A 13,142-nucleotide genomic window follows, 5' to 3' on the forward strand; every position below is an offset into this window, starting at 1 on the left:
TGCACAGTCACGTCACTGCACGGTCACATCAGCGCACGGTCACATCAGCGCACGGCCACGTCATCGGGTGACCAGAAGGCCCGCAGTGCGACGATCCGGCACCGGTCGTCGAGGGTCATCACGTCGATCGGCGAGATGGTGGTGCATCGGCCCTCCGCGGTCGCGGTGACCCGGAAATGGAACGCCGCCTCCCGGCCGGCGACGCGAAGGTGCAGCAGCTCGGTCTCCACCCGCGCCCCGGCCATGGTCTCGAAGAACCCGGCGATCGCGCCGCGGCCGACCAGCGGATCGCTGCCGGCGGGATCCTCCATCGTTCCGTCCTCCGTGTACAGCGCGGCGATCCTCGCCCCGTCCGCGGAGGCGATCGCGGCCAGATAGCTCTCGACGGTCGCGCGAACCGCCTCCGGCGCCGGCGTGTCCGCGCCGGCGCGCCCTTCGCCGCCCGCGGCTGCCATGTCCCGCACCGCGAGGTGGGCGAAGAGCATGCTGGTGCCGATCGGGTTGCCACCGCCCGGATACACCTCCCCGCTCGGCGCGGCCATCGTGTTGCCGGCCGCGTAGAGCCCGCGCATGGGCTCGCCGCTGCCGTCCAGCACACGCGCCGCCGTATCGGTACGCAGTCCGCCCTTGGTGCCCAGATCGGACAGTCCGAACGCCGCCGCATGGAAGGGACCCTTCTCGATCGGTACGAGGGGTGACCCGCCGCCGGAGAAGGAACGGTCGTACGCCTCCCGGCCGCGGTGGAAATCGCGGTCCTCACCCATTTCCACCATGGCGTTGAACCGGGCCACGGTCGCCTCCAGTTCGCCCGCAGGAACGCCGATCCGGTCTGCCAGTTCCGCCAGCGTGCCGGCCGTGTGCCACAGCCCGGCGGCCCGGTAGTCCTCGGTCGGCGAGAAGGAGACGTTGGGAGCCTGGACCGGCGGCACCTCGCCGTCGCGGTCGTCGTAGATCATCCAGAAGCGCATGGTGCGCTCCCCCGGCGGCAGCTGCCGTACGACCTCCCGCGCCAGCCGGTCGTACGGCGCGGACTCGTTCACGAATCGCCTGCCCCCGGCGTCGACGAAGATGCCTCCGGTGAATCCGAGGGCGAACGCCGAACGTCCGTCCGGGTGCGTCAGTCCCGGCGACCACCACGCCTGGTCCATCAGGTCGACGTCGGCGCCCACCGCCGTCGCGGCCCGGTGGGCGCCCCCGACGTTGCCGGCTGGTCCCATGGTGTCGCGCGCGGCACCGGGCACCCCGTGCGCGAGGCGCATCTCGTCGTTGCGTTCGAAGCCGCCTGCGGCCAGCAGGACGCCGCGGCGGGCGCGAAGCCGCAGGCGCTGCGTCTCGCGCCCCTCGGTCCGCTCGACGACGGCCCCGACGACCGCACCTCCCTCGACGACCAGTTCCACCAGCGGGGAGTTCCGCCACAGGCTCGCCTTCGGGTGATCGGCCAGCGCCGTGAGGAACCGGCCGATGAGCGACTGGCCGCCCACCAGCGGGTCCGGCAGGGCTGCGCCCAGCCGCTCGGCGTCGAGTGTCCCCCGCAGCACGTCCCGCAGCTCGCCGATCTCGGCGGCGGGCAGCGGTGCCGGCACGATGTGGCGGTAGCCGTCCGTCCTGGCTTTCGGGGCCGCGCCGAAGTAATCGGGCCACGGGTAGGCCATGAACTCGAACCGCTCGTCGGACTCGAGGTACTCGACGAGACCGGCGCCGCCTCGCACGTAGGTCTCCTGCAGCGCGGCGGGCGTACGGTCACCGACGACGGCTCGGTAGTACTCCAGCGCGTCCTCGACGGTGTCGTCGGCCCCGGCCCGCTGCAGCACCGGATTCGCCGGGAACCAGACACCGCCTCCGCCCGAGTACGCGGTGGTCCCGCCGAAGTGATCGGTCGCCTCGACGAGGACGACCTCCAGCCCTTCGCGGGCCGCGGTGTAGGCCCCGGCCATGCCGCCGCCACCCGACCCCACCACCACGACGTCGGCCTCACGGTCCCACTCGGTCACGGTGCCCTCCTTTGTCGATCCACGGAAGCAGGTGGCCGCGACCCTAGGGAGGAGCCGGGCCTCGTCCGCCCGCCGATCCCGGCCAGCGGGACCGCGGCGGCGCCCCGATGGGCACGGCCGCTCAGGACCGTCCGGCGTTCGGGGTGTGCTGGAGGAACGCGGGCCGTTCGCCGCCACCGTCGACGTCCAGCACGGCGCCGGTCACATGCTCGGCCAGCGGCGACGCGAGCAGCAGGCAGGCCTGCCCGACGTCCTGCGGGGTCGCGAGGACGCCGCGGGGAATGGTGGCGGCGACCCGGGCCGCCTGTTCGTCGCTGCCGTAGTGGCCGGTGGACCCGGGGGTGGCGACGAGGCCGCAGCTGACCGCGTTGACCCGCACCCCGGGTGCCCATTCGACGGCCAGACTGGTGGTGAGACTCTCCACGGCGGCCTTCGCCGCCCCGTACACCGCTGTGCCCGGACTGGGCCTGCGGGCCGAGATCGACGTGACGCTGAGCATCACCCCACTCCCGGACCGCCGCAGCAGCGGATATGCCGCGTGGGCGACATGGACGACACCCATGAAGTTGAGGTCGTTGATCTTGGCGTGGAAGCGGGGGGAGCCGTCGCCGAACTCCGCGAACGGCGCCCCACCGGCGTTGTTGACCACGATGTCCAGGCGCCCCCTGCGGGATTCGATATCGGCGATCCAGTCGGCCACCTGGTCGGCCTCGCGGATATCGACCGCCGAGAAGTGCGTGCGGCGCTCGTCGACCTCGATCGCGCTCTCCGGTTCCCGACGTCCGCAGATCTCCACGGACGCGCCGGCACGGAGGAACACCTCGGCGATCCCCGCCCCGACGCCGCGGCCGCCCCCGGTCACCAGCACCACCCGGTCGGTCATGTCCATCTCGTACGTCACGTGCACCCTTTCCCGTGTCGGTGCCCGCAGCCTACCCGGAATACCAAGCAAGCGCTAGGTTCATTCAGTTCGTTGTCGGGAAACCAAGCGCTTGCTAGTTTCGCTGGCATGCCCCACGCCACCAGCCCCCGTCCCGACCAGCCCAGTCCCGACGAGGCGAGCGAACGGAGACCGGACGCATGAATAGCGCGGACGCGGCCGGCGCGGCCCTGGTGACCGGAGCCTCCGGCGGACTGGGGCGGGCCGTCTGCCGCCGCCTCGCCGCCACCGGCTCTCGCCTGGCCGTGCTCCATCACACCCGCAGACCCGACGACCTCCTCGCCGAACTCGGCGATCGGGTGGTCCATACTGCGGCCGTCGATCTCGCGGACCCGGACGCGACGCACGCCGCGCTCGCCGCAGCTCTCGAGAGCTGCGGCGACGTCCGTACCGCGGTCCACACCGCGGGACCCCACGTGCCGATGGTGCACCTGTCCCGCGTCACCTCGCAGCAGCTGGCCCGCCAGCTCGACCAGGACGTCGACGCGTTCTTCAACCTGATGCAGGCGCTGCTGCCGTCGCTACGCCGCACCCGTGGATCGATGACCGCCGTCACGACCGCCGCCACCCGTCGTCACCCGGTACGGGACGGGCTCTCGACCGCCCCGAAGGCGGCGGTCGAGGCCCTCGCCCGCGGTTTCGCCGCCGAGGAGGGCCGATTCGGCGTCCGGGTGAACTGTGTCGGACCGGGCATGCTCACCGCCGGCATGGCCCAGCGCCTGATCGGCTCCGGCGATCTCGACACCCGCGCGCTCGACGCGGCCCGCGCCGCCATCCCGCTACGCACGTTCGGCACCGCCGACGACATCGCTGCGGCGGTCGCCTTCCTCGCCTCCGACGAGGCCGGATTCATCACCGGGCAGAAGCTCGACGTCGACGGCGGGTACAGCGTCTGACGCCGGCGCGTGGTCGCACGCCCCGCGGGCCAGACCGCTGCCGGAACGCTCCGGCCGCCCGGGAGCACACCGGCCGGATCGCCGGACGAGAGGCACTGCCGCCCAGCGGGAGTACGGCCCCATCGGCGCCCGCTTCGGTGTCAGCCTCGACCGACACCGGAGAGTGATGCAGGTCACTGCACGGCGGTGGTCCCGACCGTCCGCACCGAAAGGGTTGTGCATGCCCGACACCGACCTGGCGGCGCGACCGCGCGCCGTGGAGGCCACGGAAGCGATCAAGACCCCTGAAGCACCGGTACCTGCGCGCCTGCGACCGCAAGGATCCCGGCACGTTCCCGAGAGGACGAACCGATGAGTGAGAAGACACCCGTGTCCGCGCTCGACGTCGCCGAGATCGACTCGTTCGACCACGAGACGGACGTGCTGGTCGTGGGTTTCGGCTGCGCCGGGGCTGCCGCCGCGTTGGAGGCCCACGCAGCCGGCGCCCGCACCACCGTGCTCGAACGGCAGAGCGGCGGAGGCGGGTCCGCCGCGATGTCCGGTGGCGAGATCTACCTCGGCGGCGGCACGCCGATCCAAACGGCGTGCGGCTTCGCCGACACCGCCGAGGAGATGGAGAAGTTCCTCCTCAGCGCACTCGGTCCCGACGCCGATGCGGAGAAGGTCGGGCTCTACTGCCGGGGCAGCCTCGAGCACTACCGCTGGCTGACCGGCCTCGGCGTCCCCTTCAAACCGTCGCTGTGGGACACCCCGACGTGGGTGCCGCCGACCGACGACGGTCTGATGTGGATGGGCGAATTCGCCCATCCACACTGCGACGTGGCCGTTCCTGCGCCACGCGGACACCGCGTCACCGCTGACGGATTCGGCGGCAGGGTGCTGATGTCGGTGCTGGGCGATGCCGTCGCCGCCAGCGACGTCGCAGTCCACACCGACACCGGCGCCACGCGGTTGATCGTCGAGCGCCACAACACAGCGAGACACAGCACCGACCGGAGCAGCTCCGACCGGGGTAGCGCTGACGGGCCCCGCGTCGTCGGCGTCGTGGCACGCCACTTCGGAGAGACGGTGACCTACCGGGCACGGCACGGCGTCGTCCTCACCACCGGAGGTTTCGCCGACAACGCCGACATGGTGGCCCAGCACGCGCCGCAACTGGTCGGACTTCCGGCCAACAGCGACGGCGGCGACGACGGCCGCGGCATCGTGATGGCCCAGGCCGTCGGCGCCGCGGTCAGGCACATGTCGGCCGGGCAGGTCGGCATCGCGCTCGTGCCCGGCATGATGGTGCGAGGAATGATCGTCAACGACCAGGGGCAGCGTTTCGTCAACGAGGACACCTACCCGGGACTGGTCGGCCAGGCCGCGCTGTTCCACCACGGCCTGAAGGTCTGGGTGATCCTCGACCAACAGGCCTACGAGGAGGTCCCGGAGGACCAGCGCTGGGGCGTCGTCCCGCACTTCGTGGCCGAGACCGCCGACGAGCTGGAACGGGAGATCGGCATGCCCGACGGTGCGCTCCGGACCACCATCGGCGAGTACAACCGGCACGCCGCCCGGGGCGAGGATCCCTACTTCCACAAAACGGCGCGCTGGCTGCGGCCGTTGAACCCTCCCCTGGCCGCGATCGACGTGCGCCGCGGTATCACCCCGCCCGAGCACGGCGATGCCGGAGGCGGTGGTGCCGAGGTCTTCACCCTCGGCGGGCTCCACACCACGGGCGACGGAGCCGTCCTCGACCTCGACGGCGGAACCGTCGCGGGCCTGTACGCCGCGGGCCGGGCCACCTCCGGGCTCCACTCCTGGGGCTACATCAGCGGCACCTCACTCGGCGACGGCACCTTCTTCGGCCGCAGAGCCGGTCGAGCCGCCGCGGGCCGCTGACGATCCGGTGCCGCTGACGATCCGGTGCCGCTGACGAGCGGGAATCACTGGCGAACAGGGGGATCACTGACGAGCGGGCGATCCCAGCACCCGCGGGAGGGTTCCGGATCACGGACGACCCGGAACCCTCCCGCAGCCGTCACGAGCCGAGCACGAAGCCGGCGTAGTCGTTGTCCCGGCACTCGGCGCACTTGTCGATGTATCCCTTGAATCCGCCGATGTAGGGCATGAAGACCCGCTTCTTGCCCTCGATGTTGGCACCCATGTACCACGACGGTGCCTCGGGGAAGAGGGTCGTGCGGGACAGCTCGTCGACGTGCGTGGTCCAGGTCTCGGCGGCGTCGTGACGAGCCTCGACCCGAGTGTGGCCGTGGGCGTCGCAGTGGTCGAGCAACTCCATCACCCAGTCCACCTGCTGCTCTGCCGCGAGCACCATGTTGATCAGTACCGACGGGCTGCCCGGCCCGTTGAGAGCGAACAGGTTGGGAAAGCCGGGGATGCCCACGCCCAGGTAGGTCAGCGGGCCACCGGACCAGGTGTCGGCCAGGCGGTCGCCGCGGGGGCCGACGATGTCGATCCGGGTGAGTGCACCGGTCATGGCGTCGAAACCGGTGGCGTAGACCAGCACGTCGAGCTCGTGGATGCCCTCCTCCGTCTTCACGCCCCACGGGGTGACCTCGACGATCGGGTCACGCCGCAGGTTGACGAGGCTGACGTGGTCGGCGTTGAAGGTCTCGTAGTAACCGCGGTCGGTGCAGATCCGCTTGGTGCCGATCGGATGGTCGGTCGGCGTCAGATCCGCGGCGGTCTGCGGATCGCGGACGATCTCACGGATCTTCCGTTCGGCGAAGTCGCGCGCCGCCCGGTTGATCTCCGGGTCGACCGTCTGCCGGTCGAAGGTCTTGCCGAACAGCACGCCTCCCTCGGCCCACCGGGCCGCGAACGCGGCTTCGCGTTCCTGCTCGTCGATCTCCCAGAAGTCCTTCGGGTACGCGGTGTGCGGAGACCCCGCTCCGCTACGCCAGGACGCGGCGCGGCGATCGGGGTAGCCGGCCTGGAGACGTTCCCAGTCGTCGTCGGTGAACTCGTGGTTGAGCACGGGAACGGTGTAGTTGGCCGAACGCTGGAACACCGTGAGCGACTCGGCCGCCTCGGCGATCAGCGGAATCGCCTGGATCCCGGAGGACCCGGTACCGATGACGCCTACCCGGTTGCCGGTGAGGTCGACGCCCTCCGCGGGCCACTGGGCGGTCATCAGTACCTCGCCCTCGAACGAGTCGCGCCCCGGCAGATCCGGCAGGTTCGGAGCCGAGAGCGAGCCGGTGGCGAGCACGACGTGGCGGGCTCGGTACCGCTCCCCGTCCTCGGTGCCGATGGTCCAGACCGCGTCCCGGTCGTCGAAGTGCGCGCGGTCGACCCGGCGGCCGAAGCGGAGGTGCGGCCGCAGGCCGAACCGGTCGGCGACGTACTCGCAGTACCGGCGGATCTCGGGTTGGGTCGCGTACCGTTCGCTCCACACCCAGTCCTGCTGCAACGTCTCGTCGAAGGAGTAGGAGTAGTCGACGCTCTCGACGTCGCACCGGGCGCCGGGGTAGCGGTTCCAGTACCACACCCCGCCGACGCCGTGACCGGCTTCCAACGCGACCGCGGTGCGGCCGCTGTCGAGCATGCGGTGCAGGGCGTACATCCCGGCGAATCCGGCCCCGACGACGACGGTGTCGAGCAGGCCGCCGTCGGGGTCGGGGACGTCCCGAGTCTCCGGGACGGTGTCGGGATCGGTCACGGTCCGGTTCATCGGCGGGTCTCCTGATTCGAGGTCGGTCGGTCGAGCTGTGCCTGCAGGTCGGCCCAGAGCAGGTCGCGCGCCGAGGCTGCGGGTGCGAACGGGAGGATGGTCAGGAACCCGTGGAACAGTTCCGGATACGTGCGACGGCGCACCGGAACGCCGGCGCCGCGCAACGCGGTCGCGTACGCCTCGCCCTCGCTGTACAACGGATCCCGGGCGGCGCTCACGACGACCGCAGGAGGCAATCCGGCCAGCGTGGCCGCACGGGACGGCACGACGTACTCGCCCGGCTCCGGCAGGTCGCCGGGCACGTACTGCTGCCAGTACCACTGCATCGCCGCGAGCGTGTTGACCTGGCCGGTCGAATAGCGCCGGTAGGACTCGGTGGTGAAGTCGGGTTCGATCACCGGGTACAGCAGTGCCTGCGCGGCCACCCGCGGACCGTCCCGGTCGCGCGCCATCAGGGCCACGGCGGCGGCGAGGTTGCCGCCCGCGCTGTCGCCGGCCACCACGAGCCGCTCGGGATCGATCCCGAGCGCCGTGGTGTTGTCGGCGGCCCAGCAGGTGGCCCGGTACGCGTCCTCTGCGGCCGCCGGCGCCGGATGCTCCGGGGCCGGCCGGTAGTCGACGGAGACGACCACCGCGTCCAGATCCCGCGCCATCCGGCGGCAGAATCCGTCGTGGCTCTCGACGCTGCAGAACACGAATCCCCCGCCGTGGCAGAACACCACCCCGGCGCGGGGTCGCGGCTGCCCGTGCGGTTCGTAGACCCGCACCCGCAGCGCCTCCTGGCCGGGATCGGGCGGAAGCCACCGGTCGGTGGCGGACCGTACGTCGTCGAGGTTGGCGACCGGCTGGACGCGCGCGTCCATCGCCGCGCGGGCCTGCTCCCCCGTCATCTCCCACACCGGCGGGAATCCCTCCTCGAGGACGGTCCGCATCCGGTCGACGGCACCGGTGATCGGCCCGACCCGGGACGTCGCCTCAGCGCCGGCCTCACTCATCCCTACCTCCTCGTCCGTGTGGCACCAGCTCGTACATCGGCCCGACCTTGGCTCAGCGGCGGGATGTCCGGTCCGGGAAGTTCCACGGCACGGAACCCGGGAACAGGTCTCAGCCGGCAGGCGGTTCGCCGTCGAGGAGCAGCCTGCCCCGTGCCGACCGCAGTTCGGGACCTCGCTGCGGATCGGTGAAGACCCAGAAATCGCCCCGCGCGATCCCGTCGAGAATCCGCGCGGCAGCGTCCGCCGGCGCCAGGCCCTGCGCAGCCATCGACGCACTCATTCCGGACAGGTGCTCGTGCGACGAGGCAGCACCGGCCGGTCCCGCGGCCAGGGCGTCCTCGAAGATCCGGGTGCGCACCCAGGACGGAAGGACGGCCGAGACCTGCACCGGCGCGCCGATCTCGGCGAGCTCCCGGTGGAGGCATTCGGTGAATCCGAGGACGGCGTGTTTGCTGGCGACGTACGCGCTCTGCCGCGGCGGCGTCGTGACGGAGCCGACGGACGCCACGTTGGCGACGATCGCGGGGGCGCCCCGGGTCAGCATCCGCGGCAGGAACGCGCGAACGCCGTGGAAGACACCGTCGATGTTGACCGACATCAGCCTGCGCCAGCGGACGGGGTCGATCTCCCAGACCCGACCGCCGAGCTCGACGCCCGCGTTGTTGAGGAGCAGATCGACGCTGCCGTGCTCGGCGTACGTCGCCACCGCCAGGTCCTCGACCGCCGCCGGGTCGGCGACGTCGACCGTACGGGCCTCGGCACGTCCTCCGTGGGCACGCAGCCGCCGCGCCACGGTCCCCGCGCGGCCCGCGTCGGCGTCGGCGACCACGACGGCCATGCCGTGCCCGCACAACTGCTCGGCGAGGGCCTCACCGAGACCGCATCCGGCGCCGGTCACCACCGCCGTTCCGCGGCCGAATCGCTGCGGTGTCGTGGTCATCGCCCATGGCTCCGGGTTCAGTAGTGGGTTCCGTCGTCGATGCGGATCTCGGTCCCGGTGAGGAACGCCCCGTCGGTGCTCGCGAGCATCGCGGCGACACCGGCCACGGCGCCGTCAGTGGACCGGGGCCGCCGATTCCGTGTCGACCCCGCCGTGAGCGGCCGCGTGCCGGGCCGCCACGGTGCCGTAGACCAGGCCTTGCCCGATCGTCGCTCCGGCTCCGGGGTAGGCGGCACCGAAGGCGTTCGCCGCGGTGTTGCCGATCGCGTACAACCCACCGAACGGGGTGCGGTCCTCGCGCAGCACCCGCGCCTGCCCGTCGGTCGCCAGTCCGCCGCAGGTTCCGAGGTCGCCGAGGACGATCCGCACCGCGTGAAGCGGCCCGTCGAGGGGCCGCAGATTGGGATTCGGGGTCACGGTCGGGTCGCCGTAGTAGCGGTCGTAGGCACTGCTGCCCCGCCCGAAGTCGTCGTCGACCCCGGCCGCGGCGAGCGTGTTGAACCGGTGCACCGACGCGGTCAGCGCCTCGACCGGCAGCCCGGTTCGGCCGGCCAGATCGGCCGGACCCTCGGCCCGGTGCGCGATGCCCGCGTCGTACCAGCTGTCCGGGATCGGCATGCGCGGGAACAGCTCGGCGGCGAACACGTAGCTGTTGCGGTAGCGCTGGTCGAAGACCATCCACATGTCCCCGACGGGGTCCCCTGCGCGCTCTCGTTCGAGGATGCGCTGGCCGATGCTCATGTAGTCGGTCGCCTCGTTGACGAACCGGCGGCCGTGGCGGTCCACGATCAACGACCCGGGCAGCGACCGCTCCGCCAGCAGGACCGCGGGCGAGCGACCGGGCAACGGTGCCACCGCCGGGAACCACCAGGACTGATCCATCGAGGCCACGTCGGCGCCCGCTGCACGCCCCAGCCGGATCGCGTCGCCGGTGTTGCCCTCGCTGCCCAGGCTCCAGCCCGGCTCCAGCGCAGGCGACTGGAACTCGCGGCGCAGGGCGATGTCGTGGTCGAAACCGCCGGCAGCCAGGACCACGCCCCGGCGCGCCCGCACCGTCACCTCGCGACCGTGCTGTTCGAGCACCACGCCGGTCACCCGGTCGCCGTCGGTGATCAGCTGCTGCAACGACGTCTCCGTCCACACCGGTATCCCCGCCCGCAGCACGCCGGCGTACAGCCCGGCGGCCAGCGCCTGGCCACCGGCGGCGTACTCGCGGCCGAGGACCTTCCCGCCGATGCCCTGTGCGACCCGGTGCACCACCCGCGGCACCCCGCGGCGGGGCATCCGCGCCATCAGGTTCATCCACTTGTAGTCGAACCCGGTGATCGGCATGGGCATCGGGGACTGCAACACCGTGGGACGCAGCCGCGCCCGCTCGGCCCCGAGCGTGGCGAGGTCGAACGGCCGGCATTCACAGCTCCGGCCTGCCGAGGATCCTCCCGGCAGCTCCGGGTGATAGTCCGAGTACCCCTTGCTCCATATGAACCGCATCGGCGTGGTGCGCTGCAGGAGCCGGACCGTCTCCTCACCGTGGTGCAGGAAGCTCTGCCACCGTTCGTCCGGCGAGGTGCCTGCCACGACGGCACGCAGATAGTCCTCGGCACGCTCGCGCGAATCGACCGCGCCCTCGCCGGCGAGCAGCGAGCTCGCCGGGATCCAGAACGCACCGCCCGACAGGGCCGTCGACCCGCCGACGTACCCGGTCTTCTCCACGATCACCGTCTCCAGGCCCAGCTCGTCGGCCGCGAGGGCCGCGGCCATCCCGGTACCGGAGCCGATCACGACCAGGTCGACGGTCGTGTCGTGGGCCGGTGCGGGCGTCAGCGTGCTGCGGTCGGACATCGAGTCTCCTCGCGGGTGACATCGGCGTGGTGGCGTGCTGCAAGCGCACGCCACCACGTTCTCGCTCGCCGCGCGAGGCACCTCCCGCTCAGAGGGAGTGCGGCCGCTCGTGCGGCGTCGTCACGGGGCACCGACGACGCACAGTGCCGCGCAACGGGAGAAGCACGGTGTGTCCCGCCCACCACTCCCTACGGTCGAGCTCCGCCCGAACCATGCAGCAGACCGCAGGAAGGACCGAGGTCATGACGACCGTTCCCGACGTCCCCCGCCGAATCGAAACCGACCCCGTCGCCGAACGCTACGCTCGAGGCTGGCACTGCCTCGGTCTGTCGGACGACTACCGCGACGGCTCGCCCCACCAGGTGACGGCCTTCGGCACCAAGCTCGTCGTGTGGGCCGACGCCGACGGCGAGATCCACGTACTCGACGCCTACTGCCGCCACATGGGCGGGGACCTGACCCAGGGCACCGTCAAGGACGGCAACATCGCCTGCCCGTTCCACGACTGGCGCTGGGGCGGTGACGGCCGCTGCAAACAGATCCCGTACTCGCGCCGGGTGCCGCTGCGGGCCCGGACCTCGTCCTGGCCCACGCTGGACCAGGACGGCATGCTGTTCGTCTGGAACGACCCCGAGGGCAACCCGCCGATCGAGGAGCAGGCCATCCCGAGGATCCCGGGAGCCACCAGTGACGAGTGGACCGACTGGCACTGGTACAGCATCCGCATCGATGGTTCCAACTGCCGCGAGATCGTCGACAACGTCGTGGACATGGCGCACTTCTTCTACGTCCACTACTCGATGCCGACCTACTTCAAGAACGTCTTCGAGGGCCACGTCGCCACCCAGTACATGAACGGCGCGGAACGGGCCGACGTCGCCATCCCGAGCGAGGACGGCGCCGAGCTGCTGGAGATCCGGTCGACCGCGTCGTACTTCGGCCCGTCGTTCATGATCGACGATCTGGTGTACGAGTTCGACACCGGCGACTTCGAATCGATCCTGATCAACTGCCATTACCCGATCGACACCAACTCCTTCGTGCTGCAGTACGGCATCATCGTCAAGAAGCCGCAGGGCGTCTCCGACGAACACGCCGCGGCCTCGGCCAAGACGATGGGCGATTTCATCAAGACCGGGTTCGAACAGGACGTCGAGATCTGGCAGAACAAGGCCCGGATCGACAATCCGTTGCTGTGCGAGGAGGACGGGCCGGTCTACCAGCTGCGGCGCTGGTACCAGCAGTTCTACACCGACGTCGCGGACGTGCAGGCCGAGATGACCGACCGGTTCGAGTTCGAACTCGACATGACCCGGCCCGCCGAGGCATGGTCCCGGGAGGTCGCCGACAACGTGGCACGTCGCGACGAAGCCGCCGGGGCGCACTGATGGCCATCCGCACCACCACCCCCGGGAACGAGAAGGCCGACCGGCCCGAGGTCCGTCCCGACGTCCGGCTGGAGACCGCTCCGATGGTGCCGGTCTCGTGCGAGAGCTGCGGCATCACGGTCGAGGCGCGCAAGAGCAGCTGGGAGCAGACCAGTATCCAGTGGCACGGCGACCTCGACGGTTGTCTCGAGCGCCGGGCGGCCCCACCGCCGACCATCGCCGGTACCGCCTTCCGTGGCTGCACGGCGCTGCGCAACACCCTCAGCCACGCTGTGGACCGCGGCGCGCTGCCGGTACTCACCGAGAGCGAGTGATCCTCGGCGCCGGCTCATCGGTGAGGCACCTGTCAGGGCCGGTGAGGTCCCCGCCGCCCGGCGGCGGGGACCTCACCGGCCCTCGTGGTTGCCGAGCCGCGGCAAACGGGGGCTGTGGCCCCGGGCTCCGGGCCCCGACTCGGTCTCGGGTTCGGGT

Annotated in this window: 10 protein-coding genes; 4 read left to right on the plus strand and 6 right to left on the minus strand. The window is 71.3% G+C overall.

Annotated elements, in window-relative coordinates; translation table 11 throughout:
• Nucleotides 1–44: 44 nt before the first annotated feature.
• Nucleotides 45–1,991 (minus strand): FAD-binding protein, encoded by a 1,947-nt coding sequence (locus tag LY41_RS16455; protein ID WP_253864912.1) that lies wholly within the window; start codon nucleotides 1,989–1,991, stop codon nucleotides 45–47.
• A 121-nt stretch (nucleotides 1,992–2,112) separates the two neighbouring features.
• Nucleotides 2,113–2,892, minus strand: coding sequence for an SDR family oxidoreductase (locus LY41_RS16460; protein WP_372493296.1), 780 nt, complete (start codon nucleotides 2,890–2,892; stop codon nucleotides 2,113–2,115).
• 179 nt (nucleotides 2,893–3,071) lie between these two features.
• Here LY41_RS16460 and LY41_RS16465 point away from each other — a divergent pair, with 179 nt between their 5' ends.
• Entirely contained in the window at nucleotides 3,072–3,827 is a 756-nt protein-coding gene (locus tag LY41_RS16465) for an SDR family NAD(P)-dependent oxidoreductase (protein ID WP_301297169.1), read from the plus strand.
• A 351-nt stretch (nucleotides 3,828–4,178) separates the two neighbouring features.
• Complete coding sequence (locus tag LY41_RS16470) at nucleotides 4,179–5,711, plus strand: FAD-dependent oxidoreductase (protein ID WP_253864913.1); 1,533 nt, start codon at nucleotides 4,179–4,181, stop codon at nucleotides 5,709–5,711.
• A 139-nt stretch (nucleotides 5,712–5,850) separates the two neighbouring features.
• Here LY41_RS16470 and LY41_RS16475 read toward each other — a convergent pair whose 3' ends face one another.
• The 4 genes from LY41_RS16475 to LY41_RS16490 all read right to left on the minus strand — a co-directional run bounded on the left by LY41_RS16475 (nucleotide 5,851) and on the right by LY41_RS16490 (nucleotide 11,283).
• Nucleotides 5,851–7,506, minus strand: coding sequence for a flavin-containing monooxygenase (locus LY41_RS16475; RefSeq protein WP_253864914.1), 1,656 nt, complete (start codon nucleotides 7,504–7,506; stop codon nucleotides 5,851–5,853).
• Nucleotides 7,503–8,501, minus strand: coding sequence for an alpha/beta hydrolase (locus LY41_RS16480; RefSeq protein ID WP_253864915.1), 999 nt, complete (start codon nucleotides 8,499–8,501; stop codon nucleotides 7,503–7,505). The genes LY41_RS16475 and LY41_RS16480 overlap by 4 nt, the downstream gene beginning before the upstream one ends.
• Nucleotides 8,502–8,610: 109 nt before the next feature.
• A complete protein-coding gene (locus LY41_RS16485) occupies nucleotides 8,611–9,441 on the minus strand; it encodes an SDR family NAD(P)-dependent oxidoreductase (protein ID WP_253864916.1) in 831 nt (276 codons plus the stop codon).
• 114 nt (nucleotides 9,442–9,555) lie between these two features.
• Entirely contained in the window at nucleotides 9,556–11,283 is a 1,728-nt protein-coding gene (locus LY41_RS16490; protein WP_253864917.1) for a 3-ketosteroid-delta-1-dehydrogenase, read from the minus strand.
• Nucleotides 11,284–11,525: 242 nt separating this feature from the next.
• Between LY41_RS16490 and LY41_RS16495 the strand changes: the two genes are divergently transcribed.
• Together LY41_RS16495 and LY41_RS16500 are read left to right on the plus strand one after the other, a co-directional pair.
• Nucleotides 11,526–12,671: a 3-ketosteroid-9-alpha-monooxygenase, oxygenase component gene (locus tag LY41_RS16495; RefSeq protein WP_253864918.1), complete on the plus strand. Its 1,146-nt coding sequence runs from the start codon at nucleotides 11,526–11,528 to the stop codon at nucleotides 12,669–12,671.
• A complete protein-coding gene (locus tag LY41_RS16500) occupies nucleotides 12,671–12,985 on the plus strand; it encodes a ferredoxin (protein WP_253864919.1) in 315 nt (104 codons plus the stop codon). Before LY41_RS16495 ends, LY41_RS16500 begins: the two co-directional genes overlap by 1 nt.
• The last annotated feature ends 157 nt before the right edge of the window (nucleotides 12,986–13,142 follow it).

Origin of the sequence: Prauserella halophila, from assembly GCF_024171895.1 — a bacterium.
In the GTDB taxonomy this organism is placed as follows: domain Bacteria; phylum Actinomycetota; class Actinomycetes; order Mycobacteriales; family Pseudonocardiaceae; genus Prauserella; species Prauserella halophila.

Coding starts and splice junctions, on each gene's coding strand:
- LY41_RS16490 (WP_253864917.1), bottom strand. CDS start 11,283: ATGTCCGACCGCAGCACGCTGACGCCCGCACCGGCCCACGACACGACC.
- LY41_RS16480 (WP_253864915.1), bottom strand. CDS start 8,501: ATGAGTGAGGCCGGCGCTGAGGCGACGTCCCGGGTCGGGCCGATCACC.
- LY41_RS16475 (WP_253864914.1), bottom strand. CDS start 7,506: ATGAACCGGACCGTGACCGATCCCGACACCGTCCCGGAGACTCGGGAC.
- LY41_RS16470 (WP_253864913.1), top strand. CDS start 4,179: ATGAGTGAGAAGACACCCGTGTCCGCGCTCGACGTCGCCGAGATCGAC.
- LY41_RS16495 (WP_253864918.1), top strand. CDS start 11,526: ATGACGACCGTTCCCGACGTCCCCCGCCGAATCGAAACCGACCCCGTC.
- LY41_RS16465 (WP_301297169.1), top strand. CDS start 3,072: ATGAATAGCGCGGACGCGGCCGGCGCGGCCCTGGTGACCGGAGCCTCC.
- LY41_RS16500 (WP_253864919.1), top strand. CDS start 12,671: ATGGCCATCCGCACCACCACCCCCGGGAACGAGAAGGCCGACCGGCCC.
- LY41_RS16485 (WP_253864916.1), bottom strand. CDS start 9,441: ATGACCACGACACCGCAGCGATTCGGCCGCGGAACGGCGGTGGTGACC.